Here is a 25,555-nt window from a genome sequence, read left to right as displayed (position 1 = left end):
CAGGACCGCCGCGCTTGCGGCACGGGCGGTCCGTGCCAGCCGATCACCCGATGCGGTGCTCGCCCCGGATCCAGCGCGCGTCCTCGCTGGTGGTGCGCAGGACCGCCGCGCTTGCGGCACGGGCGGTCCGTGCCAGCCGATCACCCGATGCGGTGCTCGCCCCGGATCCAGCGCACCGTGCCGGACGAAGCCCGCATCACCACGCTCTCGGTCGTGAGGATGGTCTCGCCGGTCGGCTTGCGGCGGCGCTTGACACCCTGGAGCAGCGAGCCGTCGGTGACGCCGGTGGCCGCGAAGATGCAGTCGCCCCTGGCGAGGTCCTCGAGCTTGTAGATGCGGTTGAGGTCCTCGATGCCCCACTTGGCGGCGCGGGCCTTCTCGTCATCGTTGCGGAACACCAGCCGGCCGTTGAATTGCCCGCCCACGCAGCGCAGCGCTGCCGCGGCGAGCACGCCTTCGGGCGCGCCGCCCTGGCCCATGTACATGTCGACGCTGGTCTCCTCGTCGGTGACCGCGATCACGCCCGCCACGTCCCCGTCGCCGATCAGCACCACCCCGCAGCCCAGGCCGCGCAGTTCGGCGATGAGTTCGGCATGGCGCGGGCGGTCGAGCACGCAGACGTTGATCTGCGAGGGATCGACGCCCTTCGCCGCCGCCACCGCGCGCACGTTCTCGGACGGGCTCTTGGCGAGATCGATGATGCCTTCGGGATAGCCGGGGCCGACCGCGAGCTTGTCCATGTAGACGTCGGGGGCGTTGAGCAGGCAGCCCTCCTCCGCGGCCGCCAGCACCGCGAGCGCGTTGGGCCCGGCCTTGGCGGTGATGGTGGTGCCTTCGAGCGGGTCGAGGGCGATGTCGATCTTCGGCCCCTTGCCCATGCCGACCTTCTCGCCGATGAACAGCATCGGCGCCTCGTCGCGCTCGCCCTCGCCGATCACCACGGTGCCGTCGATGTAGAGGTTGTCGAAGGCGCGGCGCATGGCTTCGACCGCCGCGGCGTCCGCCGCCTTCTCGTCACCGCGGCCGACCATCGTCGCCGCCGCGACCGCCGCCGCTTCGGTCACGCGCACCATCTCGAGCACCAGGACGCGCTGGATGGCGTTCTCGGTGGCGGCTTGTGCGGTCATGGCAAGGCCGGTATCGGTCGGTGAGTTCATGGGAAATTCAGCCCCCTGTTGGTCTGGTGCAGCGCCCGGCCACGGCCGGTGATGAGAATGCCCCGGCGCATAAGCGGATGGAGACCGGTTTGTCGAGCAAAGCCATGCCTCACCTGCCGGGTTTTCGTCACACCCTGCCCGCTGTCGCCCTGGGAATTGCCGCCATCGCCCTGACCCCGCTTGCCGCGCAGCAGGCCGCGCCTGGCGCCTCGCCGACGCCGGGTCCCACGCCGACCCCCACCCCCACCGCCACCGCCGCGCCGACCCCGACGGGGCCGATCAACCTTGTCGTCAGCCGCCCGCGCGGCGAGGTCAACAAGGCGCAGCAGGAGCAGTGCCGCCGCGAGGGCGAGGCCGGCACGATCAGCGGCGAGATCGTGGTCTGTGCCGAGACCACCAAGGACGACGAACGCGCGCTGACCGGCACCCGCGCCGAGACGCAGAAGCGCTATGCGCAGGAGACGATGAACAAGGGCAAGCCCCCTGCCCCCGACCTGTTCGGCATCCCCGACAACGGCAAGGGCATCGGCTTCGGAAAGGCCCCGCCGCCTGCAATCACCGTCGATTTCGCCGCGCTTCCGACCGCGCCGGCCGGCTCCGATGCAGACCGCATCGCGCGCGGGCTCGCCCCGCTGGGCCAGGAAGAGGAACTGACCGAGGAGCAGGAGCGCGCGCGGCGCGAGGCGGCCGGGATCACCACCACCACCCCGCCACGCCCGGCCGGCAAGAAGAAGAAGGGCCGCTAGCGCGCCATGCACGGGATCGGGCGCGCCGCCGCCGCCTTGCTTGCGGGCTTCGCTGCGGCCAGCACGGGCCTAGGCCAGGAGCTTGGCCCCTCCCGCCTGCCGCCGCCGCGCGCACCTGCCGCCCTTCCGGCGAACCCCGTGCCGGCGCGCGTGCCGATCGATCTCGGCCCCGATGCGCCCGCCGCCGCGCCGCCGGAGAAGATCGACATCCTCGCCCCCGCCCCCACCAGCGAGGCGGCGAGCGAGGCCGTGCTCAAGGAATGCGAGGACCAGCGCGAGGCCGGGGTGGTGGCGGGCGAGATCGTGGTGTGCCGCGAGCTCGCGGTGCCGACCGACCAGCTCTACAGCGGCAGCCGCGAGGCGTGGCTCAAGGACTATGCCGAGCGCACCCAGAACGCGGGCACCCTGCCGCCGCCCGACGTTGCCGGACCGGGCATCTTCCGCGGCCCCGCGACGGTCAGCGGCCTGTGCTTCATCCCGCCCTGCCCCAAGGACGCGGCGCTGATCGTCGACGTGGCGGCGATTCCCCCGCCGCCCGCAGGCTCCGACGCCGAACGCGTGGCGCAGGGCCTCGCCCCGGTAGAGGGTGACGCCGCGCCCCTCGACGACGAGGCCAAGCGGCGGATCGCCGCGCAGCTGGGACTGCCGGAGGCGGCGAAGGAATAGGCCTTCCTCCCCCCTCCCCTCGGGGAGGGGCCGGGGGTGGGGGCTCTGCCCTGCCGAGCGCCGTTGCACCCATTCCCAACCCCCTCCCTCAGGGGAAGGGGCTTTCCATTAAAGCGGCAGGATCGGCAGCACCAGCGGGGCCGAGGTGAGGCTGTCCGAACCCTCGAGCAGTTCGAGCGCCTTGGCGACGCATTGCTCCGGGCCCTCGTGAGTGACCATCGCCACCATCACCTCGCCGCCGCCCTCGGCGCGGCCGCGCTGGATGAGGCTTTCGATCGAGACGTCCCCGTCGCGCATAGCCGCGGTGATCTCGGCGAGCACGCCGGGGCGGTCCTTGACCATGAAGCGCAGATAGGTGCGCTCGGTGCGGTGGCCGGGCTCGGCCGGGGGCAGCGCGGCGAGATGGGCGACCGGGATCGAGAAGGGCGCGCCCACCTCGTCGCGGGCGATGTCGATGAGGTCGGCGGCGACCGCGCTCGCCGTCGGCCCGTCGCCAGCGCCCGCGCCCTGGAACAGCAGGCGGCCGGAGAAATTGCCCTCGGCGACCACCGCGTTGGTCGGCCCTTCGACCGCGCTCAGCGGATGGCCGCGCGCGACGAGGCAGGGGCGCACGCGCTGGAGCAGGCGGGGGCCTTCGGGGGTGTCCTCGACATCCGCCTCGCCGATCAGGCGGATGACGTAGCCCAGGGCATCGGCCTGCGCGATGTCGGCGGCGCGGACCTGCGTGATCCCGCTCACCCGCACGCCCGCAAAGTCGATCCGCGTGCCGAAGCCGATCGCCGCGAGGATCGCGAGCTTCTGCCCGGCATCCACGCCCTCGATGTCGAAGGCCGGGTCCGCCTCGGCAAAGCCGCGCGCCTGGGCGTCGGCGAGAACGTCGGCAAAGTCGGCGCCGGTGCGCTCCATGGTGGAGAGGATGTAGTTGCAGGTGCCGTTGAGAATGCCGTAGACCCGGGTCAGCGCATTGGCGCTGGTGCCTTCGCGCAGGCCCTTGATGACCGGGATGCCGCCCGCCACCGCGGCCTCGAACTTCAGGGGCGCATTGTGGTCTTCCGCGATCTCGGCGAGCGCGAGGCCGTGGGTGGCGATCATCGCCTTGTTGGCGGTGACGAGGCCCTTCCCGCCCGACAGCGCCGCGCGGCTGAGGGCGAGCGCCGGGCCGTCCGACCCGCCGACCAGTTCCACCACCACGTCGACATCGCCGCGCCGGGCGAGCGCGGTCATGTCGTCCTCCCAGGCGAAGCGGGCGATGTCGACGCCGCGATCCTTGCCGCGGTCGCGGGCGCTGACGGCGACCACCTCGATCGGCCGCCCGGCGCGCGCGGCGACGAGGGCGGCGTTGGTATCGAGCAGGCGGATCACGCCCGCGCCGACCGTGCCGAGCCCGGCGATGGCTATTCGAAGCGGTGCAGCGGTGTCGGTCAAGCGGGCCTCCCTTGCGCAGGTCCGCCGGCGCTTAACCGTGCCGGGCGCGCGGTCAAGCGTGGATCGCCCGCGTCAGCCCGGCGTGATGCGCCGCTCGCACGGGCCCAGCGCCTCGCGCACGAAGGCATAGTCGCTGGCCGCGAGCCGCCGTTCGTCAGGATTGCGCGACAGGTTGGCACTGCTCGGCAGCTGCGCGGGCAGAGCGCAGGCGAGGCGATACCAGCGCAGCGTGTCGCGCTGCGGGGGCACGGCGGCCGAATCGATGATCTCGCCCCACGACACGCCCCATTGCGGGCGCTGCCCCGGGCGGCGCAGCACGGTGATCGAGACCGGCGAGCGGTTTTCGGTTGCAAGGAAGATCTGCGTCTCCGATTCGCCCGTCAAGGTGCCCGGCACCGCCAGCGCCTCGCTCACCCGGGTGATGCGCGGCGGCACTTCGGGGGCGTAGATCTCGGTGAGGATCGGCCGCAGCCGTGCTTCGAGCTCCGGCGTGAAGGCAAGCTGCGCGGTGGGCGAGATGAGCTGCACCTCGCCGGGCTTCCCCGGCACCGGCCGCGCGAACAGCACCATCTCGCGCTTGGTCAGCTTGGGGACCTTGCCCTTCGCATCGAGCGGCACGTCGACCAGATAGGCGAAGCTCGCCGGCACCGCGCTGCGCCCGGCGATCACCGCGACGGTCTGCGCCTCGATGTAGAGCCGCGCGAATCCCTGCGCGAGGCCCGGCGAACGGTCCGCCTTCAGGGCGCTCTGACGGCGAATCTGTGCGCGGATCACCAGCGGCGCGGCATCCGAAAGGGTTGCAAGATCCGCAAAGGTGGGCCCGGCAGGGCCGGTCGCGGCCGGAACCGCCGGAGCCTGCGCAGCCGCCGTCACCGGTGCCAGCAGGAGTCCGCCGAACGCAGCAGCACGAACCTTCAGAGATTTGAAATTGGACATTAATTCCTCTTTAACCTGTGTTCGGGGCGCGGCCCTCAGGGCGGCTACGTAGGCGGGGGCTTTAGCAAACCTGCTTGAACATGGCTCGCAGTGAATCCGGTCTGAACCGCAAAAGCGTTTGATCGGCTAGGGGATGCCCGTTAAAGCCCGGAGGACTGAACGCGCGGGACTGGGGACATTGCCGCGGGATCAGTTCAGGTTGCGTGCTGGGCCTGCGTGTCCAGAACGTGCCAGCCGGAGATCACACGGGCCGTGCAGCGAACGCCGGCCCGTTTGCTCGTAACCGGCGTGGGAGGACCGAAATGACCGGGATCCGCTCGCCAGCCGCTTTCAAACGGCCGGGGGGTGGGGAATGTGCCGACCCTAGATCGGCGAGTATTTGGAGAGAAAGCGCTGGATGTCCTACGCTAGCCAACAACAAGGATTGACCGGGCCCAAGCTAGTCGCAATGATAATCGCGCTGTCGATTGTCGGACTGGTTGGCGCGGGCATGGTCATCTATCTGGCCGTCGACGCCGTGAAGAAGACGATCGAACGGGTCACCACCGTCGACGTGACGGAAGAGCCGCCGCCGCCCCCACCCGAAGAACCGCCGCCGCCCGAAGAGCAGCCGAGGCCCACTTCGCCCCCGCCGCCGGTCGCGCCGCCGCCGCCGTTCAACATCGCGCAGAATCCGCCCGAGATCGTGACCGTGCAGACCCCGCCGCCCCCGGCGCCGGTCTTCCGCGAGGCGACCACCGCGCCGGCCGCGCCTCCCGGACCGCCGACCCCGCCGAAGGTTTCGAAGGCGCGCGGCGTCCAGCCCAAGGGCCAGCGCCAGTGGGCCGCGCGCATCCAGGAAAACTATCCGCGGCGTGCCGCGCAGGAAGAGATCGAGGGCACCGTCGGCGTGCGCGTCACCGTCACGGCCGACGGCCGGGCGACCGCCTGCTCGGTGACCTCCTCGAGCGGTTCGTCGATCCTCGACCAGGCCGCCTGCACCGATCTCGAGCGCTACGGCCGTTTCGAACCTGCGCTGAACGATGATGGCGCACCGATCAGCGCCAGCTGGTCCACGCGGATTACCTACAAGCTGAACTGATCAACCGGCCTGCGGCACCGGGACATCCCGGGGCGCCGGCTGCACCAAGACCCATTCTTTCAAGAGGACTTTCGCAATGACCCTTACCCTTCTTGCCGCCGCCGGTGGCGCCGCTCCGGAAAGCGAATTCGGCTTCATCCAGGCGATGGAACAGGGCGGCCCGGTCGCCTGGACCATCCTGGCGATCATGGTCATCATGTCGGTCGGCTCGTTCTACATCCTGTTCACCAAGCTGTTCGAACAGAACAAGGTGCTCGGCCAGTACAAGAACGTGCAGACCCAGTTCTGGCGCGCCTCGAGCCTCAAGGAAGGCGCGACCAAGCTGGAGAAGGACAGCCCGTGGCGCCAGCTCGCCGACGACGCCGTCAAGGCCCAGGAAGACCACGGCAAGATGACCGACGCCCTCGAATCGCATGACTACATGCACGGTTCGCTCCAGCGTTCGGAAGATTCGATCAACGCCGTGCTCAACGGCGGCCTCGCCTTCCTCGCGACCGTCGGTGCGACCGCGCCGTTCGTCGGTCTGCTCGGCACCGTGATCGGGATCTACCGCGCGCTGATCAACATCGGCATCGCCGGCAACGCCTCGATCGACAAGGTCGCCGGCCCGGTCGGTGAAGCGCTGATCATGACCGCGATCGGTCTGCTCGTCGCGGTGCCTGCGGTGTTCGCGTTCAACTGGCTCCAGGGCCGCAACCGCAAGATCGCGGCGCTGCTGAGCACCTTCTCGACCGACCTGCTCGCCTACATGAACTCGAACGGCGCGGTGAAGCCGGCGGTGACCGCTGCGGCTCCGGCGGCCAAGCCCGCTGCCAAGCCGGCCGCCGCTCCGGCCCCGAAGGCCTGATCGCCACAGCCGCACATCCGCGGGGGCGGCTCCGCAAGGAACCGCTCCCGCCGCTGACCGGAACGCCCACCCGTGGGGCACCGGCCCGGCAACAGACGTCAATGTTTTGACAGGCTAGGAATTCACAATGGCGATTTCTACGGGAGGTGGGGCCGATACCCCGATGTCCGACATCAACACCACGCCGCTGGTGGACGTGATGCTGGTGCTCCTGATCATCTTCCTCATCGCGGTTCCGGTGGCGATCCAGACGATCGAGAAGCTGCGCATCCCCGTCTTCGAATCCGTCGAATCGAAGGACAAGGTGGAGAACCTGCTGCTCACCGTCAGCACCACCGACGCGGGCGGCCGCAGCGCGGGCGAACCGGGCTTCGAGGGTGCCTCGCGCGACGGCGAATGCCGGGTCTACATCAACAACATCACTCCGGTGACGGCGGACGAACTCGAAGAGCAGGCGTTCAAGCGCCTCGACGCGATCGTCCAGCGTGCCGGCGGCCCCGAGGCGCTGCTGGCCGACCCCGAGAAGATCCCGCAGGTCCACATCCGCGGCGACGCCAATGCCCCGTGGAAGTGCGTGGCAGGGTCGATCTACCGGGCCCAGCGTGCCGGCTATCCGATCGTCGGGTTCATCTCGAACCCGGTCGACCCGAACTGACGCCCCCAGGCCACTTTTGAGGAGTAACTGACATGGGTATGTCTGGAGGCAAGCTCGACGGCGAGCCGATGATGGAAATGAACATGACGCCGCTGATCGACGTCCTGCTCGTTCTGCTGATCATGTTCATCATCACCATCCCCGTCGCGACGCACTCGGTCGACATCGACCTGCCGCAACCGAACCCGAACCCGCCGCCGGTCACGATCGAGCCGACCAAGAACAAGCTCGTGTTGACCGCGCAGGAGCAGATCCTGTGGAACGGCCAGCCGATCACCGAGGGCGACCTCGTCACGATCCTGCAGAACACGCTGAACGTGCAGCCCGAGCCCGAACTCCAGTTCGAGCCCGAGCCGCAGGCGAGCTACGACCTGTCGGCCAAGGTGCTGCAGATCATCAAGGCGTCGGGCGTGACCAAGTTCGGTTTCGTCGGCAACGACAAGTATCGCGACTTCGGGAAGTGATCCCCGGGCCACCCGGCCCGACGCATCAGGAAAGGGCGCCGCGAGGGATCGCGGCGCCCTTTTTCTTTGGGTGGTCTCAAGGGGTGCCAGACCCCCTCCAGACCCCGGTCAGACCCCCTCCAGCCTCGCCTTGCTGCCCCCTTGCTGCCGGTTTGCGGGGCGTTTGCGCGGTGTTTCACGTGAAACATCGCTGCCGGGGCGTCAGTCCCCTTCCCACGCCTCGTCCGGACGCATCGCCGCGGCGATCAGCCCCTCGGCCTCGAGCAGCAATTCATCGTCCACCGCCCCCTGCGGCACCGCCTCGCGCCCGATCATCGTCATCACCGGCACCGCCAGCGGGGAAACCCGATCGAGGGTCACGTGAACCAGCTCGCGCTCGGACCGCTCCAACAGCTCGGCGATGCGCCCGACATCGGTCATCCGCGACCGGGCATCGGCCCAGGCGGCCTCGATAAGCACATGATCGGGCTCGTATTTCCTGAGGACGTCGTAGATCAGATCGGTCGAGAAGGTGACCTGCTTGCCGGTCTTCTTCTGCCCGGGATGCTGCCGCTCGACGAGGCCCGAGATCACCGCCACCTCGCGGAAGGCGCGGCGCAGCAGGTAGCTTTCGGTCACCCACTCGGTGAACTCGTGGGTGAGAATATCGGGCGATAACAAGGGGGCAGGATCGGTGACCGGCTTCAGCCCCCACACCGCCAGCGTGTAATCGTTGGCGACGAAACCGCCCGGCAGCAGCCCCCGATCCTCCATCCGCCGGGTGATGAGCATCCCGAGGCTCTGGTTCGCGTTCCAACCCTCGAAGGTGTAATAGGCGGTGTAGTGCTTGCCGCCGTGCGGGAAGCTTTCGACCAGCAGCTCGCCGGGTGAAGGAAGCTGCGAGCGGTGATCCTGCATTTCCAGCCACTCGCGCACGTCGTCGGGAAAGCGCCCCCACCCCGCGCGGTCGGCGAGCATGGCCTGCACGCGGGTGGCGAGGTGCGTCGTCAGCGGCAGGCGGAGGCCGCCGTAGGAGGGGATGGTGGCGCTCTTCTTCGCCGCGCGGACGGTCACGTCCATGTCCTTCACCCCTTCGACCTCGAGGCTCATGCCCGCGAAGAAGAAGGTGTCGCCGGGGGAAAGCTGGGCGGCAAAGCGTTCCTCGACCTTGCCGAGACTGCGGCCGTTCCTGAAGCGCACGGTCAGCATCTCGGAATCGACGATGATCCCCGCATTCATCCGGTGCCGCTGCGCCTGGCTCGGGTGCGAGAGGCGCCAAGTCCCTGACTTGTCACGCACAATCCGCTTGAAACGGTCATAGGCCTTGAGCGCATAGCCGCCGTCGGCGACGAAGTTCAGCACGCGCTGGAACGTCGTCTCGTCCACCCAGCTATAGGCGAGCGCGCCCCGCACCTCGGCAAGCAGCGCGTCCTCCTGGAACGGCCCAGCGCAGGCGCAGGCCATGACGTGCTGGGCGAGCACGTCGAGGCTTCCCGGGCGGAACGGCTCACCGTCGCGCTGGCCCTCGTCGACCGCGTCCTTGGCGGCCATCGCCTCGAGGAACTCGAAGCGGTTCCCCGGCACCAGCACCGCGCGGCTCGGCACGTCGAGGCGGTGCCCGGCGCGCCCGATCCTTTGCAGGAGCCGCGAGGAACCCTTGGGCGCTCCCATCTGCACCACGAGGTCGATATCGCCCCAGTCGATCCCGAGATCGAGGCTTGCGGTGCACACCAGCGCGCGCAATTCGCCGCGCGCCATCGCCTCCTCGACCTTGCGCCGCGCCTCGGTGGAGAGCGAGCCATGGTGGATACCGATGGGGAGGTGATCCTCGTTCACGTCCCAGAGGCACTGGAAAATGAACTCGGCGAGGAAGCGGGTGTTGGTGAAGACCAGCGTGGTGCGGTTGGCCAGAATCGCCTGGTAGAGCTGCGGGACGGCCCAGCGCCCTGCGTGCCCGCCCCAGGGGATGCGCTCCTCGATGGGCAGCAGGATCTCGACCTCGGGCTCGGCGCCGACCTCGCCGAGGACGAGGTCCGCGGCGACGATCTCGCCGGTGTCGCCCGCTTGCGGGGCGAGCCACTCCTGGAAGTCGCGCGGGTTCGCGAGGGTCGCCGACAGCGCCGCGCGGGTGGCGCCGGGCGCGAGTGTCTGGAGCCGCGCCATCGAGAGCGCGAGGAGATCGCCCCTCTTGTCGGTGGCAAAGGCGTGAACCTCGTCGATGACGATGCGCCTGAGGCCGGCGAACAGATCGGCGCTCTCAGGGTAGGAGAGCAGCAGCGAGAGGCTCTCGGGCGTGGTCAGCAGGATGTGCGGCGGCCGTTCGCGCTGGCGCTTCTTGCGATCGGACGGCGTATCGCCGCTGCGCGTTTCGACCCTGACGGCAAGACCCATCTCCGCGATCGGCGTCAGCAGGTTGCGCTTCACGTCCTGCGCCAGCGCCTTCAATGGCGATACGTAGAGCGTGTGCAGGCCCTCCCCCGGCGGCGTGTCGCCGGCGAAGTCGCACAGGGTCGGCAGGAAGCCGGCAAGCGTCTTGCCCGCACCCGTATCGGCGACCAGCAGCGCGTGGCGGCCCGCGCGCGCCTTCTCCAGCATCTCCAGCTGGTGCCGCCGCACCCGCCAGCCGCGGGTCTCGAACCAGACGGCGATCGCGGGCGGGAGCGGGGGGACGGGGTCTGCGGTGCTCACCCCCGCCATGTGGCCCCTCCGCCCCGTCCCGACAAGCGGCCGGTCAGTGCCCGACGCTCTCGCCGCGCTCGAGGCCCGAAGCAGCGAGCTGCGCATCGATCTGAGCGAGCAGGCGCTCGAGGCCCTCCTCGCTGTCGCTTTCGGCGCGGGCGACCAGCACGTCCTGCGTGTTCGAGGCGCGCAGCAGCCACCAGCCGTCGGCGGTGTTCACGCGCACGCCGTCGGTGGTGTTGACGCTCTCGACCTCGGGGCCGGGGCTCGTGGACAGGCGCCCGGCGATCTCCTCCATCGCGGCGAACTTGCGGGCTTCGTCGACCTGGAAGCGCATTTCGGGGGTGTTGAGCATCTGCGGCATCGCATCGCGCAATTGGGTCACCGAGCGGCCCAGCCGAGCGGTCGCGGCGAGCAGGCGAATCCCGGCATAGAGCGCATCGTCGAACCCGTAGTAATCGTCGGCGAAGAACACGTGGCCGCTCATCTCGCCGGCCAGAGGCGCGGCAGTTTCCTTCATTTTGGACTTGATGAGCGAGTGGCCGGTCTTCCACATCAGCGGGCTGCCGCCGAGCTCTGCGACGCGGTCGAACAGCGCGCGGCTGGCCTTAACATCGGCGATAACCGTCGCGCCGGGGCGGGTTTTGAGGGCGTCCTCGGCATAGATCATCAGCAGCTGATCGCCCCAGATCACCCGGCCCTCGCCATCGATGGCACCGATGCGGTCTCCATCCCCGTCGAAAGCCACTCCGAAATCGAGTTTCTTTGCCGCGACGAGCGCACGCAGATCGGCAAGGTTCGCCTCGACTGTCGGATCAGGATGGTGGTTGGGAAAATGACCGTCGACTTCGGTAAAGAGCAGATGGTGTTCGCCGGGCAGCCTCGCGGCCAGCGCCTCGAGCGCGGGGCCGGCGGCGCCGTTCCCGGCATCCCAGCCGACCCGGAGACCCTTGAGCTTGGCGGGCTCGATCCCAGCCAGCCCCTGGAGCAGACGCTCGACATACTCGCTCAGGATGTCGCGCGAGGTCACCGTCCCGGCACCGCTGGCGAACGCCCCGTCTGCTGCCAGTTTCCCGAGCTTCTGGATATCGGCGCCGAAGAACGGACGCCCCAGAAATACCATCTTGAAGCCATTGTAATTGGGGGGATTGTGGCTGCCAGTTATCTGAATGCCGCCATCCACCTCTTCGCTTGAGGCTTCCGCGTAATAGAGCATCGGGGTTGCCCCCAGCCCGATCCGCACCACATCGCAGCCGCTGGTGGTAAGCCCTTCGACCAGCGCGTGCTCGAGCATGGGCGAGCTGACCCGCCCGTCATAGCCCACCGCCACGGTCTTGCCCCCCGCCTCCTGCAGCAGCGTCCCGAACGCGCGGCCGATCGCGCGAGCATCATCGGCGCCGAGCGTCTCGCCGATGATGCCGCGAATGTCGTATTCGCGAAGGACGGTCGGGTCGAACTGGTGTTGCATGACGTCAGGATCTCCTTGGCGCGTCGGACCACGCTCGCAGGACGCAATCGCGGGGCGGCGGGCAAGGACCGGGGGGCGGCTGATGGCCCGTCCGAGGCAGGCATCCTGCTGCGTCCGATCCGTGGTCGCCGCCCTTGCGACAAACGCTTGGCGCAGGTTTGTGTCAATCCCGGGATGTTGGCAGCGGCGGCACTAGGCCCCGGTTCGGTCCCGCTGTGCGGGCAGTTCGTCGAGCAGCAGATCACGGGCGGCATTCGCCTCCTGCATCGCCGAGTTCGATCCACCCTTGTCCGGGTGCACGCGCGCGGTGAGCCGGCGGTGGGCGGCGATGATTTCCTCGCGCCCCGCACCGGCCTCGACCCCGAGCAGGTGCCGCGCGCGCTGGACGGCCCGCGGGCGGGCCGGCGAGACGAGAAAGTCCCACGGCAAGCGTCCCACGGCCCAGCGGCAGAACAGGCTGAGCAGCACCACCACGATCACCGCTTTCAGCATCAGGCGAGCTCCAGCTCGCCGCCGCGGGTGAACTCCGGCAAGGCGAGGGCCTTGACCAGCGCGCGCAGCTCTTGCCGGGCGACGAGATGGCTGGTGCCGAGCTCGCCCAGGTGCCCCTTGTCGAGCAGCGTCAGGCCCGAGGGGAACAGCTCGCGGTAGATGACGCGCTCGGACAGGCCTTGCGTCACGCGGAAGCCGACGCGCTTCGACATCTCGCCCAGCGCCTTGTGCAGCCGCGCCTGGTTGCGCGCCTCGACATGGCCGGTGCGGTTCCGAACCACGATCCAGTCCATCTCGGGCCGCTGCTGCTCGATGGTCATCCGGCTGCGCTTCATCCGCGCTTCCCAGATCAGCTCGGCGAAAAAGGACAGCTTTCTGACCTTGAAGGTTTCGGGATCCACCTGCCCGATCAGGTCGAAGTCGACGAAGCTGTCGTTCATCGGCGTGACCAGCGTGTCGGCGTGCTCGACAGCGATGCGCGCGAAGGGATCGTCGCGGCCCGGGTTGTCGACGATCAGGAAGTCGCAATTGGCTTCGAGCCGGCGGATCATGCCGAGCAGGTCGCCGGTGGTGCTGCCGCGGAACACCTCGCAATCGGGCGTCGGCAGCGTCAGCCCGCGCTTCTCGAGGGTGCCCAGGCGGTTCTCGATGTAGCGGTGGGTGGTGCGCTGGCGCGGATCGAGATCGATGCAGGACACCCGCGCCCCTAGGTAGGACAGCGCGACGGCGACGTGCACCGCCGTGGTCGACTTGCCGGTGCCGCCCTTCTCGTTGGCGAACACGATCCGGTGCGCGTGGCTCTTGCGCGAAGGACGGGGCTCGGAAGGCTTGGCAGCGCGCTCGGCGGGCGACATGGCGGGTCTCTCGTTGGGGCACGGGCGGCGCCGGCACCCGGGCGGCTTGAAATGGGACAGTCAGCGCCGCTAGGGCGTCCTTAACGGTTTATCCTTGGAGGCGCGAGCGTGCAAACGGTCAACACCCTGCATATGTTGAGAACCGCTTTGGCACAATTGCGGGCCAGCCCCGGGACGAGGATCGCGCTCGTGCCGACGATGGGCGCACTCCACGAGGGGCATCTGACCCTGGTCCGCGAGGCCCGCAAGGCGGCCGATCACGTGGTCGCCTCGATCTTCGTCAACCCTCGGCAGTTCGGTCCGAACGAGGATCTGGACGCCTACCCCCGCCAGCTTGCCGAGGACGCCGCGATGCTCGCCGCGCAAGGCGCGGCGCTGTTGTGGGCGCCGAGAGTGGAGGTCATGTATCCTGCCGGCTTCGCCACCAACGTGAGCGTCGCCGGGGTCAGCGATGGCCTGTGCGGCGCGGCGCGCCCCGGGCACTTCGACGGCGTGGCTACGGTGGTGTTGAAGCTCTTCAACCAGGTCGCCCCCGACATGGCGTTCTTCGGCGAGAAGGACTTCCAGCAGCTCGCCGTGATCCGGGCGATGGCGCGCGATCTCGACCTTGCCCGGCCACACGTCGACGCCATCATCGGCGTGCCGACCGTACGCGAGGCGGACGGGCTCGCGATGTCGAGCCGCAACCGCTACCTGTCAGGCGAACAGCGCGCCGCTGCCGCCGCGCTGCCGCACGCCATGCGTAAAGCGATCGCCGCGATCGAGGGGGGCACCGACCCGCGCGCGGCTCTGTCCGGGCTCGAAGCCGAGCTCGTCGCCGCAGGCTTCACGAGCGTCGATTACGCCGCCCTGGTCGACAGCCGATCGCTCGCGCCGCTGCAGGCGCTCGGCAGCGCGCCCGCCCGGCTGCTGGTGGCGGCGAGGATCGGCGGGACGCGGCTGATCGACAACATGGCGGTCGGCGAAGCCTGACCCCGCGCGCTGCTGCGAAGCAGGCCCGGGTTGCCTGGGCACCTGCCGCGTAACGGTTGACGCGCGCCCCTGCCTGATGGCATTGGCGCCCCTGACCCGAGCGGGTATAGCTTAGTGGTAAAGCTCCAGCCTTCCAAGCTGGCTATGCGGGTTCGATTCCCGCTACCCGCTCCAGCCCTCCTCAACACCCTGAAAAACATCGTAAAACTGCCTCTGGGCAGGCGAAATCGCGCGTGTGCAGCACAGGGGTGTCATACAATCGTGACGCCGATTCACGGATAACGCTCTCAGATCGTTCAAAAAATCGTCGCGCGGACTGTCATACACGACTGCCATACAACCCGCCTGCGCGGGGCGTTTGGCTGAGGGGCGCAATCTACCAGTTTCGGGTGAGGGTTCCTGCCGATCTGCGGGATGCTCTCGGGTGCGTTCACGTGGACCGTTCCCTGAGGACGGACAGCAGATCGTTGGCGGTCAGGTTGAGCCGCAAGGTCGCTGCTGAGGTAGATGCAATCTTCGAGGCAAAGCGTCTTGAGATCGGCTTGGCGGTAGAAGGTCGGTTGCTCTCCTCGCCCTCAGTGCCCGCGACAGTTGAGAAGACGATCAAGCCACGATCTGAAAAAGCGTCCGCCGAGACGATCGGTCCATCGCTCTCGCAGGTCTACGACCGTTATCTCGCCGATCCGACCAAACGACGATCAGCGCGGACAATGCTGGCGCACCAGACCACGCGCCGCGTGGTGGAGGACGTGCTCGGAGCCGAGACACCGATTGCGGACATCACGCGGGACCAGTGCCGCGACCTGCTCGAAACCCTGCGCTGGCTGCCCGTCAATTTGAGTAAGAAGTTTGGTGATGTTCGTGTCCGTGACGCGGCAAAAGCCGCGAAAGCCGACCATTTAATCCGCACCATCAACGGCACCAATCTCAATGCCTACATGGCGCGCTTCGCGACCATGATGAACTGGGCGGTCGCTGAGGAACTCATCGGACGCAACCCCGCGCGCGGGCTTCAGATCGCTGAGGCCGTGCACCCTCAAGATCGTCGTAAGCCGTTCGAGCTTTGGCAGCTACAGCGCATCTTCAACGCTCCGATCTATACGGGCTGCAAAGACGAGCAGAACGGCTATTCCATAGTTGGCTCTCACATCGCTGTCGGCGCGAGGTTCTGGGTTCCGCTGATCTGCCTGTTCTCGGGTATGCGCCTCAATGAGGCTTGTCAGTTGGATGTCCAAGACGTGAGAGAGATTGAGGGCGTTCTATGTTTTGTCATCAGCGCGAAGAGCCTCGTCGGCACGCGTGACAAATCTCTCAAGACCAAATCGAGCGAGCGGATTGTCCCCGCGCATCCTGAACTACTGGCTACTGGGCTCACCGCATTCGTGGAAAGGAAGCGAGGCGAAGGTGCGGTGAAGCTCTTCGACGACCTTCCTCTCGGGAAGCGGGGCTTTCGATCCGTCGCCTTCTCCCGCTGGTTTACGAGGTTCTTAGTAAGCATCGAAGCATCGTCGGACCTGACCTGCTTCCACTCATTCCGTCACGGCTTTCGGGATGCGTGCCGAAATGCCCAGATCGACCGAGACATCGCGCTGCGCCTCGGAGGTTGGATCACAGGCGGTTCCCACAGCGAAACTGCCGATGATTATGGGTCTGGCTACCGCCCACAGTTGTTGTTCGAGGCGATCTCATTGATCGACTATCAGGGTTTGAATCTTTCGCATCTCCAGCATCCGAGAAACAGAGCGGATTAGCATCTGATCGCATGCTTCAATTTTCGCCGCTCAACACGTATTTCTCAGTCAGCCCTTTTCGATTGAAGAGTTCTTCTTGCTTTCGGGCCGAAACGAGCAGGCTATCGATCTCGCTATCGGGATCGTCCCACATCGGATGAGAGAAGAGACGCCTCAGACAAGTCCGCACGATATCGAGACGATCTTGGGCGATTTCGGGACGATAGAGTAGATGCTCTCGCTCCTCGCTCGTCATGCAGTGGAGAGCAAAATAGAGGACGCTCTTCAGGTATGGCGACCTTGTGAGCACCGAGCCCTTATGCCAAATACGTCGCGCCTTCAGTTGCTGGTTGCTCAAGGTCTTCCCCTTCGCATGAGGCACCCAGTTTTCGATCTGAGTCTCCTCAATCACGATTTTGAGAACAGCAGCGAAGTTAGCGGACTCTGCGTTGCGGAAATCCTTCTCGGAAGTGAACCTTGCTGTCGATGGCTCAAGGTAGAGACATGATCGAAAGATAGTATTTCCAAGAAGGTCCATTGTCATCGGGAATGAAGCGTCCTTCGACGCTGCCGCGACATATTCCTTTAGTTCAGAGCTTTCCAAGGCTGCCACTTTGATCGTGCTGCGAAGCATTTCCTTCGCTTGTGCTGATGGCATAGATTTAACCGTTGAGAGGAAGCGAAGGAACCTCTCCTCAGTATGGTCCTCAGGAGGCGTTTCAGCGATGAACTCGTCGAGCATCTCCTTGTATATTACTGACAAACGATCGAGCAGCGTAGAGGTGTAAAATGGAACTTGCTTCAGCTTGGAATGAGCTTCGAGATTGGTGATCATCAAGCCGTCAAACAGCTTCTTGGCGCGCTCTGGCTCATCGGGAGATACGTATACCTTGATGTCGATCTCAGTCTGATTGTTCAACACCTGAGCAGCGAGCTTGTGCTGGCCATCAAACAGCTTGAGCTTGGTGCCCAGCAACCTCCCAATCGAAGGAGCAAGCTGAGGGTGCGACTTTAGATGATCGCGGATCGCTATCAGTCGCTTGTAGTCGATAACACGCGGTTGCAGACCTTCTTGGTCGTCGTTCTCTAACCACCGAACGGGGATGCGCCCATAGAAGTAAGGCACATCAAGGATGGCGTCGTGGTAGAGTGGGAAAGTCACTTTCTTTGACCCATCTTCCACCGAAACTTCAGTGCCATTAATAGTTGCAGCCGTAGATTGCTTCTGAATGTCCTTAAGCTCGAATATGTCCTGAAGGCGGATGTTGTTTTTCCGCTCCTCGAATAAGCGCTCAAGCTTCAGGTTGTCGCGAACGTCATAGAGGCTTTCTGCCGCTTTGCGGCGGTTCAGCTTTTTTATAACCATGCGCATGTTCGCAAGACTGGTCTCGCCGTCTTTCGAGTAGGGATGAATGTGGTCGTATTCGACCTCATCTTCATCACCTATAATCTGCCCCGAGATGAAGCAGCGCAGCACGCCCTCGCTATCAACCTGCTGCTTTCTAACTTCGAGCTTCTCACTGTCGGTGAGCAAACGCCTCATCCTAATTTCCCCCAATCTCGCGGGTTCGAAAGCACAGCCTTCGCCCATTTCACATCTGACGGCCAAAGCCCAATTATTCAACAGCGTTTAGAGCAGGCTGTTGCCGCCAAATTATCGTGAAATCACTAAGTTGCAGGAACCTAAACGAGGCCGAGCAAGCGATGCGAAGCTGCTTTTGCCTTCTATGCCCTCTACCGCCAAGCCGATCTCAAGACGCTTTGCCTCGAAGATTGCATCTACCTCAGCAGCGACCTTGCGGCTCAACCTGACCGCCAACGATCTGCTGTCCGTCCTCAGGGAACGGTCCACGTGAACGCACCCGAGAGCATCCCGCAGATCGGCAGGAACCCTCACCCGAAACTGGTAGATTGCGCCCCTCAGCCAAACGCCCCGCGCAGGCGGGTTGTATGGCAGTCGTGTATGACAGTCCGCGCGACGATTTTTTGAACGATCTGAGAGCGTTATCCGTGAATCGGCGTCACGATTGTATGACACCCCTGTGCTGCACACGCGCGATTTCGCCTGCCCAGAGGCAGTTTTACGATGTTTTTCAGGGTGTTGAGGAGGGCTGGAGCGGGTAGCGGGAGATTGCGCAGTTGCTGGGTTGGATTCCCGATCTGGGTGACGGTTTTCCGCCGTTTCTGGATGATCTGAGTGTGGCGACGGTAGCGGGAACCGAACCGCCGCCATTTTGCTCACCGAGGCAGCAGTCTCGTTCAACGGTCTTTGATCATCCGCACGATCCGTCGATGCATTTACCGAGCATGGCGCGATCATCTCGTATGATTGTTCACCGTCAGCGGTGACGATCTGGGGAGCGTGCTTGTCGATCATGGGTTGAGTGTCGCACAGGCGCTTGAGGCGTCAACGAAGTTCGACCGATGATTGAGGCACGCTGGGGGATCGACGAGGATGGTCATGCTGCCAGTGCTCGGTAGACCGATGCGCGACCGATCTTCATGGTCTTGGCGATGTCGGTGGGACGCATGCCCTCGGCGTGCAGTTCCTTGACCTTGTAGAAGTCGATAGTCGCAGGCTTGCCTTTGTAAGCATTGCGGAGCTTCGCAGCTTCGATCCCACGCCGCTGCCGTGCCTTGATGAAGTGCTTCTCCATCATGCCGATCATGCCGAACAAGGTGAGCATCACCTCCGCCATCATGTCGGTGCCGTCGAACACGATCTTGGGATCGTCGATCTTGAGGATCGCACCACGTTCGACGACGCGCTTGGCGATGGTCAGGAGATCGCCAGTGTCTCGGGCCAGACGGTCGGGGTGCAAAGCCAGAAGTTCGTCACCCTGTTCGAGCAGACGGATCGCGGCTTCAAGCTGGTCACGACCGTTGAGGGATGATCCGTTGCCAGTGTCGCAGAACACCACCACCGCACCGAGCTTCTCAAGCTTGGCTTTCTGGCTCTCGATATCCTGCCCCTGATCCGAACTGATCCGTGCGTAACCCAGCGTCTTGCCCATTCAGTCTCCGTGTGTCTCGTATGGTCCTAAGACCTTCTCACAGAACTGTATTTTGGCAAGAAAAACCACCCATATGAGACGCGCATGATGTCTCAGCAGATGTCCCGTTGAAGGTTACCCATATGGACGCGGGTCGGCGCATCAGTGCCTGACGCGAAAAAGAACGGCGTCTTCGAGTTCTTCGAACTCAAAGACTGCTGACGCGCCTCTGGCAACCTGTCGCCATTTCCCTTCGCAGTTGTCTCGGCACCATATGCGTGCGTCATCGCCAAGCTGTTCAGGGCATTCGTCATGCCTGATGTAGAGGGTCACGGATGTCACAGGCGAGAAGGCATGGCTGTAGCGGGAGGCGATACGTTCGCAGAGGGCGGCGATAGGGTGGCGTGTCATCCTGTATTTAGCCAGCGCGCCCAATCCGCGCCCAGCTTCGCATGATCATGACTGTCCGATACTTGGGTTCGGTCAGGTGCTGGCCTTTTTTCTCACCTCGGATGCCGCAGCTTCGAAGGCATCTTCCACCGACAAGCCATCTACGAGCAATTCGATGATGAGTTCGCGGTGAGCGTCGATTCCCTTGGGTAGGGCGGCACGATGCTGCTGGTAGTGTGCGGACATAAGATTCTTCGCCTCGTCACGTTTCCGCTTTGGACGCGAACGGGCCGCTGCTTCCTTCCGCAGACCATCGATGTGCAGGTCGAACTCCTCGGACACGGTGCCCCAATCGAACGCGGCCACCTGTTCGCGGACGTGAACGGGATCAGCGCCGAACGCAGAACCGACCTCGCCCGTGTCAGCATTCACCACCAAACTGGTGAGGTCTGGCAGGGCATGCTCATTCAGGAACATCCGCACAACATCGAGCCTGCGACCGAGTGAGATCGGTATGGCCCGCAGGACAGCTTCGTTCTCGGGGAACCGCCTTTGTGCCTCAGCGAGAAGCTGGCCATAGGTCAACTTTCTCGGCGGCGACTGTCGCGCGCATTCCACCATGACGGGATACAGCGCCGACGCGATGGCAAGATCGGTTTCGGTGACGTTCAACGGGTGGTCTCCTGAGCAATCACCTTGTCATCCTCCCAATCTGTGAGGATCGTTTGCAAATGGAGGCTTGCCATATTCTGCACGGAACTCGGCCAATAGCTGCGCCTCATAAGCGAGTGGATCGATCTCGGGGGTCGGCTTCCAAGCTACCAGCAGCCGCGAAGATTCCTCCAACTGCCAGATCAGCCGACCGCCCCAGTGGCCAATCTTGTGGCCAGCGCCGAACTTTGCGAACTCTTTGAGGCGGCGACGGATGCTGTTGGCCTTGCCGATGTAGACGATCTCAGCACCCTCGACCCAGTTGGCCTGAAGCTCGCCAATGCTGATAGTTGGATCGCGATCTTTGAACCAGCCCCCGCAACTCTTCGTCAGAAAGGTTGGAGCGCAGACTTCAGCGCGAGCCACGACATAGACGCCGCCGACATCGGGGCAAGGATCGGTGCTTCGCAGGATCGCAAACGTCACCCAACCCGAGAATCCATTTGCCGTCAGATTGGCTCGCGTGAAGGTGATTGCCATTTCACTCCTTCCCCGACAGCATCCGCGCGGCAATCGACTGCAAAGCGATATCAGGCGGTCCATCGTCTCGCACGATGCCATCAGCCGTAGGCCTGAACAGAGCGCCGAGAATGATCTGCTTGTCGGCATCTGACGCCGCCCCCTTCTCGGTAAGGGCGAGGTAGGTCTTGATCATAGTGGCTCGCTCATCCGCATCAGTCTTGAGGTGGTGCTGACTGAGGTAAAGCTTTGTGAGAAGACGCCCGATCCAAAAGCCAATCGTGGACAGAACAGCGAGACCCGCTGAGATGAGCACGTAGAGCGCCACGGGTTCATTCTCTGCATCGTGGACGGAGACAACGAGGCACCCCGCCGAAACAAATGCGGCGAGAAGCAAAAGCGTTAGCCCGATGAAGTAGTTGCGCAGGTTCTCGTAAGCCGTGGCTTTCTGCGTCGAATGATCGGTGCTCTTTCCCGTCCAGTAGTCCACGGGCGCGCGAAGCTGCATGAACTGCGAGTAGGTGTTTTCCGTGTTTCGGATGCTTGCCACGGCATCGTCCGCCCGCTTGCTCCATAAGCGGCCTGACTCATTCCATCGGTCGCGACTATGCCTCAGAACCCGCATCCCAAGACCTCTGGCTCTTCCCAAGAGGGCGTGCCAGTCGTCTTCGCTCTCCGCTTGAAACGCTTGGACGCTCTGCATCGCAGACCGAAGGGAATTGCGATAATTGGCCCGCTCTTGCCTAAGACGCGTCTCAAGCGAAGCCGCCTCTCGAAAATCGGGGAAGGCGGTCAACATCACACCGCGTAAGGCGACGGGAGACCTCACCTGTTCGAGAGAAATCCGACTGGTCGCGAAAGCGGCGGCCCAAGCGGCTTCGGCCTCCCCGACTTGCGACCGAATATCCAGAATGAGTGCCCCTACCTCGCCCTCGTGATGCGGAAGGCTGCCTGAAATGAGATCACTGACGATCTGGTGCGCTTCACCGATATTGCTGCCTCGGTTCTGACGCTCGATGGCGGTGCTTATCATCGAAGACCACTGATCTCTGATGCTTCGCCCCGCTCCGTTGGGGTTCGTGTGATCGCCGCCAAGCCACTCCCAGTAAGACGCCTCCTTCCGAAGAAGCGCGATCAGATCATCCCAGTTCTCGAAGGAATAGGATGGTCCGCCGTGAGCGATCTCGAACTGCATCAGTCTTGCCCCTGCTATTTCCTCCCAAGTGTGGGCTATGGCTTTGATTTCCGCAATCTTCGGCAAAACAGCATTCCACGGCTTGGCGCTGTGCGAGACGTAGCTTACTCATCGGCCCATGAACCCCGTCGAGATCGAAGAAGCCGTCACCCAACTCGCCTCGGAGCCGTTTGATCGGGCCGAGTTCCCGTTCCAGTTCCTCACCGCTTTCGGGAACAAGAAGACCACCATCGACCGCCTTCGGAAGGGCAACACCAACCAGTCCGATCTCAGCGGCGGCGTGCTCCAGCGCAGCAACATCCACATCGCCACCTGCGCCCCCGGCGCGGCGGGCGAGACGCTGACTGCCCTGCGCACCAGCCCCAAGACCGCCACCAACAAGGTCAAGTTCATCCTCGCCACGGACGGCGTGGAGTTTCAGGCGGAAGACCTCAACACGGGCGAAACCGTCGCCTGCGACTACCCCGATTTCCCCGACCACTTCGGTTTCTTCCTGCCGCTGGCGGGCATCACCACGGTCGAGCAAATCCGCGAAAGCTCGTTCGATATCCGCGCGACCAGTCGCCTCAATCGCCTCTATATGACGCTGTTGCAGGACAACCCTGACTGGGCGAAGGCTGAGCGCCGCACCGACATGAACCACTTCATGGCGCGGCTGATCTTCTGCTTCTTCGCCGAGGATACCGACATCTTCCACCCCAGCTATCGCTTCACCGCGACGGTCGAGAAGATGAGCGCGGGCGGCGCGGACAACACCGCCGATGTAATCCGCGAACTGTTCCGCGCGATGAACACGCCCCTCGCTAAGCGTGGGGAAGAAGGCATTGCCCGCTGGGCCGATGGCTTCCCCTACGTGAACGGCAATCTGTTCTCGGGCGGGCTCGATGTCCCGCGTTTCAGCAAGATCGCCCGATCCTACCTCATCCATATCGGCAACCTCGACTGGACCAAGATCAACCCCGACATATTCGGGTCGATGATTCAGGCCGTCGCCGATGATGAGGAGCGCGGCGCACTTGGCATGCATTACACCAGCGTGCCGAACATCCTGAAGGTGCTGAACCCTCTGTTCCTCGACGATCTGCGCGCCAAGCTTGAGGAGGCAGGCGACAACTCCCGTAAGCTCCTCAACCTGCGCAACCGCATGGCGAAGATCAGGGTCTTCGACCCCGCCTGCGGCAGCGGCAACTTCCTCGTCATCGCCTACAAGGAAATGCGGGCGATTGAGGCGGAGATCAACAAACGGCGCGGCGAACCCGACCGCAAGACCGAGATTCCGCTGACCAACTTTCGCGGGATCGAACTGCGCGATTTTCCTGCCGAGATCGCTCGTCTCGCGCTCATCATCGCCGAGTATCAATGCGATGTGCTCTATCGCGGGCAGCAGTTCGCGCTGGCCGAGTTCCTCCCACTGAACAACGAGAATTGGATTTTTGCGGGGAACGCGCTTCGGATCGATTGGCTCGACTTGATGGATGCCCACGGGGGCGGCGTAAAATTACGAGCCGACGACCTTTTCGGCACCCCACTTGATCAGCCCGAAATCGATTTTGAGAGCGAAGACGGTGAGTTCTATATCTGCGGCAACCCTCCTTATCTCGGTCGCAAATATCAATCGGCGGATCAGAAGGCTGAACTGCAAGACGTATTCGCTGGAAGAACCAAGGACACTCTCTCGCTCGATTACGTTGCTGGTTGGTTCATCAAGGCCGCAGACTTCATCACGAAGACTGGCTCGGATGCGGCGTTTGTTTCCACAAACTCGATTTGCCAAGGTGTTCAGGTGGCAAGCCTTTGGCCAACGATTTTCCGCACGGGAGCAATCATCAGGTTCGCCTTGCCGTCATTTAAATGGTCGAATCTTGCCAGTCATAATGCTGGCGTAACAGTCTCCATCGTCGGGCTTACTGGCAAGTCGAACCCGAAGCGGCTGTTGTATGTTGTGGACGATAGCGGCGGGGACTCACAGGTCGTCCGCAAGGAGGTCGAGAGCATCAATGGCTACCTTGTGGCGGGCGCGGATGTCGTAGTTACTGCACGCCCGAAAGCTCCTGATGATCGGTCTCCGATGCAGTTCGGCAACCACCCGTATTATGCCAACGATTTGATGCTTCAAAAGCAGGAAGCCCGAAAGCTGGTCGAGACTGACGGGCAGGTGGAGCCCTTCATTCGCCCCATCTATGGGTCGCAGGAACTTATCGCGGGAGTGCCTCGATACTGCATTTGGATTAGACCAGAAGAGCTTTCGGTTGCTCAGAGCATTCCAAGCCTCGCGAAACGCATCGCCGCCGTAAGAGAGGCTCGATTGGAGAAAACCAACGACGCTCAGGCGCAAAAACTGGTCTCGGCTCCCTTCCGCTTCCGCGATCAATATGAGGCGAAGCAATCACTCTTGGTGGTGCCGATCGTTAGTTCTGAGAACCGCCCATACCTGCCCGTGGACTATGTAACTCGCCGCGCCGTCGTCCATAACAAGGCGTTCGCGATCTACGACGCCCCCCTCTGGAACATGGCCCTGATTGCATCTCGCCTGCATTGGGTCTGGATCGGGACGGTTTGCGTTCGGATGAGAACTGACTTCTCATACTCGAACACGCTCGGTTGGAACACCTTCCCGCTCCCCAAGCTGACCGAGCGGAACAAGGCCGACCTCACCCGCTGCGCCGAGAACATCCTGCTCGCTCGCGAGGCGCATTTCCCCGCCACCATCGCCGATCTCTACGATCCCGAGGCCATGCCCGAAGACCTCCGCCGCGCTCACGAGGAGAACGACGAAACCCTCGAACGCATCTACATCGGACGCCGCTTCCGCAACGACACCGAACGCCTCGAAAAGCTGTTCGAACTCTACACCAAGATGACGGGCAAGAAGGCGGCATGAGCAAGCCTGATCGCGTCTTCTTGCAGATGTGGGGGCCGACGCGTGAGCACCTGATTGCAAGCCACGAGTTTTATGTGGGAGAGGCCAAGCAGCGCCTGCTCGACCCGTTTACCGACGAAAGCATGGCGGAAGATGCCAATGCGTTCGCCGAGGCTTGGTTGGCTCGCATACCTTTCGACCCTGATCGCGATGACCCCACTGGCCACTATGAGCAATCATGGGATGAGAGTGTCAGCTTCTATCAGAGGCTCGCTGATCTGAGGGACACCACGCGGTTGAGCATCATCGCAGGCATGTTCCACGAGTGGGAAAAGCAGGTGCGAGACTGGCTTGGTCGTGAGCTTGGCCACCACGGGTTCGGCAAGCATGCTCATGGGGCAGTCTGGTCGGCGACTCTCGATGATCTATTCGATCTCTTCGAGGCTTGCGGTTGGAATGTGCGAACGCTCGGTTTTTTCGCGCAGCTACACCGCTGCCAACTGGTCACCAACGTCTACAAGCATGGCAATGGCCGCTCGTTCGAAGCCCTGAAAGCGGTCGCGCCCGATCTGATCGGCAATACCGATGGCCTTCCAGCGTTCTTCGTTTCGGCATTGGACTACTCGTCCCTGTCCGTCAGTGACGATGATCTGGCGCGTTTTGCAGAAGCCATCACCTCGTTCTGGCGCGAACTGCCCGAGAATATCTTTTTCTCTCAGGTAAAAGAGGTGCCAAAGTGGCTCGAACGCGCGCTCCGAAAGGAACGCGAGGAGAAGCGATGATGCTAACGGACGTC

23 protein-coding genes and 1 tRNA gene are annotated in these 25,555 nt (G+C 64.1%); 11 read left to right on the top strand and 13 right to left on the bottom strand.

What is annotated here, in order from left to right:
* Positions 1 to 140: 140 nt before the first annotated feature.
* On the bottom strand, positions 141 to 1,157 hold the full coding sequence (gene glpX, locus OPU67_RS01125; RefSeq protein WP_420708931.1) for a class II fructose-bisphosphatase: 1,017 nt from the start codon (positions 1,155 to 1,157) through the stop codon (positions 141 to 143).
* 104 nt (positions 1,158 to 1,261) lie between these two features.
* On the opposite strand from glpX, the gene OPU67_RS01120 reads away from it, so the two are divergent.
* Together OPU67_RS01120 and OPU67_RS01115 are read left to right on the top strand one after the other, a co-directional pair.
* A complete protein-coding gene (locus OPU67_RS01120; RefSeq protein WP_267616893.1) occupies positions 1,262 to 1,903 on the top strand; it encodes a hypothetical protein in 642 nt (213 codons plus the stop codon).
* A gap of 6 nt (positions 1,904 to 1,909) precedes the next feature.
* A complete protein-coding gene (locus OPU67_RS01115; protein ID WP_267616892.1) occupies positions 1,910 to 2,569 on the top strand; it encodes a hypothetical protein in 660 nt (219 codons plus the stop codon).
* A 108-nt stretch (positions 2,570 to 2,677) separates the two neighbouring features.
* On the opposite strand, the gene OPU67_RS01110 is transcribed toward OPU67_RS01115, so the two are convergent.
* Both OPU67_RS01110 and OPU67_RS01105 read right to left on the bottom strand, forming a co-directional pair.
* Complete coding sequence (locus OPU67_RS01110) at positions 2,678 to 3,994, bottom strand: homoserine dehydrogenase (protein ID WP_267616891.1); 1,317 nt, start codon at positions 3,992 to 3,994, stop codon at positions 2,678 to 2,680.
* A 72-nt stretch (positions 3,995 to 4,066) separates the two neighbouring features.
* Positions 4,067 to 4,930 carry a hypothetical protein gene (locus OPU67_RS01105; RefSeq protein ID WP_267616890.1) on the bottom strand — a complete coding sequence of 288 codons (864 nt, stop codon included), beginning with the start codon at positions 4,928 to 4,930 and terminating at the stop codon, positions 4,067 to 4,069.
* 397 nt (positions 4,931 to 5,327) lie between these two features.
* Between OPU67_RS01105 and OPU67_RS01100 the strand changes: the two genes are divergently transcribed.
* The 4 genes from OPU67_RS01100 (at position 5,328) to OPU67_RS01085 (ending at position 7,977) form a co-directional block, all read left to right on the top strand.
* Positions 5,328 to 6,011, top strand: coding sequence for an energy transducer TonB (locus OPU67_RS01100; RefSeq protein WP_267616889.1), 684 nt, complete (start codon positions 5,328 to 5,330; stop codon positions 6,009 to 6,011).
* Between the two features lie 76 nt (positions 6,012 to 6,087).
* On the top strand, positions 6,088 to 6,858 hold the full coding sequence (locus tag OPU67_RS01095) for a MotA/TolQ/ExbB proton channel family protein (RefSeq protein ID WP_267616888.1): 771 nt from the start codon (positions 6,088 to 6,090) through the stop codon (positions 6,856 to 6,858).
* Between the two features lie 127 nt (positions 6,859 to 6,985).
* Positions 6,986 to 7,513 (top strand): ExbD/TolR family protein, encoded by a 528-nt coding sequence (locus OPU67_RS01090; protein WP_267616887.1) that lies wholly within the window; start codon positions 6,986 to 6,988, stop codon positions 7,511 to 7,513.
* 32 nt (positions 7,514 to 7,545) lie between these two features.
* The gene (locus OPU67_RS01085) at positions 7,546 to 7,977 is read left to right on the top strand and encodes an ExbD/TolR family protein (RefSeq protein ID WP_267616886.1); all 432 of its coding nucleotides are present in this window, start codon (positions 7,546 to 7,548) and stop codon (positions 7,975 to 7,977) included.
* Between the two features lie 201 nt (positions 7,978 to 8,178).
* Here OPU67_RS01085 and OPU67_RS01080 read toward each other — a convergent pair whose 3' ends face one another.
* From OPU67_RS01080 to OPU67_RS01065, 4 genes are all read right to left on the bottom strand, one after another.
* Positions 8,179 to 10,653, bottom strand: a complete 2,475-nt coding sequence (locus tag OPU67_RS01080; RefSeq protein ID WP_267616885.1) for a ligase-associated DNA damage response DEXH box helicase — start codon at positions 10,651 to 10,653, stop codon at positions 8,179 to 8,181.
* A gap of 34 nt (positions 10,654 to 10,687) precedes the next feature.
* Positions 10,688 to 12,103, bottom strand: a complete 1,416-nt coding sequence (gene pgmG / locus OPU67_RS01075; protein ID WP_267616884.1) for a phosphoglucomutase/phosphomannomutase PgmG — start codon at positions 12,101 to 12,103, stop codon at positions 10,688 to 10,690.
* 192 nt (positions 12,104 to 12,295) lie between these two features.
* A complete protein-coding gene (locus tag OPU67_RS01070; RefSeq protein WP_267616883.1) occupies positions 12,296 to 12,595 on the bottom strand; it encodes a J domain-containing protein in 300 nt (99 codons plus the stop codon).
* The gene (locus OPU67_RS01065; RefSeq protein ID WP_267616882.1) at positions 12,595 to 13,449 is read right to left on the bottom strand and encodes a division plane positioning ATPase MipZ; all 855 of its coding nucleotides are present in this window, start codon (positions 13,447 to 13,449) and stop codon (positions 12,595 to 12,597) included. Before OPU67_RS01065 ends, OPU67_RS01070 begins: the two co-directional genes overlap by 1 nt.
* Positions 13,450 to 13,557: 108 nt before the next feature.
* Here OPU67_RS01065 and panC point away from each other — a divergent pair, with 108 nt between their 5' ends.
* The 3 genes from panC (at position 13,558) to OPU67_RS01050 (ending at position 16,172) form a co-directional block, all read left to right on the top strand.
* Positions 13,558 to 14,421 carry a pantoate--beta-alanine ligase gene (panC, locus tag OPU67_RS01060; protein WP_267616880.1) on the top strand — a complete coding sequence of 288 codons (864 nt, stop codon included), beginning with the start codon at positions 13,558 to 13,560 and terminating at the stop codon, positions 14,419 to 14,421.
* A 100-nt stretch (positions 14,422 to 14,521) separates the two neighbouring features.
* Positions 14,522 to 14,595 (top strand) — tRNA-Gly (locus OPU67_RS01055).
* Positions 14,596 to 14,654: 59 nt separating this feature from the next.
* The gene (locus OPU67_RS01050) at positions 14,655 to 16,172 is read left to right on the top strand and encodes a site-specific integrase (protein ID WP_324255314.1); all 1,518 of its coding nucleotides are present in this window, start codon (positions 14,655 to 14,657) and stop codon (positions 16,170 to 16,172) included.
* A gap of 16 nt (positions 16,173 to 16,188) precedes the next feature.
* Here the strand turns inward: OPU67_RS01050 and OPU67_RS01045 are convergent, their stop codons facing one another.
* From OPU67_RS01045 to OPU67_RS01025, 6 genes are all read right to left on the bottom strand, one after another.
* Positions 16,189 to 17,694: an HNH endonuclease signature motif containing protein gene (locus OPU67_RS01045; RefSeq protein ID WP_267616878.1), complete on the bottom strand. Its 1,506-nt coding sequence runs from the start codon at positions 17,692 to 17,694 to the stop codon at positions 16,189 to 16,191.
* A 111-nt stretch (positions 17,695 to 17,805) separates the two neighbouring features.
* On the bottom strand, positions 17,806 to 18,384 hold the full coding sequence (locus OPU67_RS16360; protein ID WP_420708932.1) for a DUF6538 domain-containing protein: 579 nt from the start codon (positions 18,382 to 18,384) through the stop codon (positions 17,806 to 17,808).
* 226 nt (positions 18,385 to 18,610) lie between these two features.
* Positions 18,611 to 19,165, bottom strand: a complete 555-nt coding sequence (locus OPU67_RS01040) for a recombinase family protein (RefSeq protein ID WP_267616877.1) — start codon at positions 19,163 to 19,165, stop codon at positions 18,611 to 18,613.
* A gap of 462 nt (positions 19,166 to 19,627) precedes the next feature.
* Positions 19,628 to 20,206: a hypothetical protein gene (locus OPU67_RS01035; protein ID WP_267616876.1), complete on the bottom strand. Its 579-nt coding sequence runs from the start codon at positions 20,204 to 20,206 to the stop codon at positions 19,628 to 19,630.
* Positions 20,207 to 20,233: 27 nt separating this feature from the next.
* Positions 20,234 to 20,725 (bottom strand): GIY-YIG nuclease family protein, encoded by a 492-nt coding sequence (locus OPU67_RS01030; RefSeq protein WP_267616875.1) that lies wholly within the window; start codon positions 20,723 to 20,725, stop codon positions 20,234 to 20,236.
* 1 nt (position 20,726) lies between these two features.
* Positions 20,727 to 21,899: a DUF6161 domain-containing protein gene (locus tag OPU67_RS01025; protein WP_267616874.1), complete on the bottom strand. Its 1,173-nt coding sequence runs from the start codon at positions 21,897 to 21,899 to the stop codon at positions 20,727 to 20,729.
* 118 nt (positions 21,900 to 22,017) lie between these two features.
* Between OPU67_RS01025 and OPU67_RS01020 the strand changes: the two genes are divergently transcribed.
* Complete coding sequence (locus OPU67_RS01020; protein ID WP_267616873.1) at positions 22,018 to 24,780, top strand: class I SAM-dependent DNA methyltransferase; 2,763 nt, start codon at positions 22,018 to 22,020, stop codon at positions 24,778 to 24,780.
* Positions 24,777 to 25,541 carry a hypothetical protein gene (locus OPU67_RS01015; protein WP_267616872.1) on the top strand — a complete coding sequence of 255 codons (765 nt, stop codon included), beginning with the start codon at positions 24,777 to 24,779 and terminating at the stop codon, positions 25,539 to 25,541. The genes OPU67_RS01020 and OPU67_RS01015 overlap by 4 nt, the downstream gene beginning before the upstream one ends.
* The last annotated feature ends 14 nt before the right edge of the window (positions 25,542 to 25,555 follow it).

This window comes from Erythrobacter sp. WG, from assembly GCF_026586795.1.
Classification (GTDB): Bacteria; Pseudomonadota; Alphaproteobacteria; order Sphingomonadales; family Sphingomonadaceae; genus Erythrobacter.
Note: the sequence above shows the minus strand (reverse complement) of the source record. Positions and strands in the feature narration are given on the sequence as shown.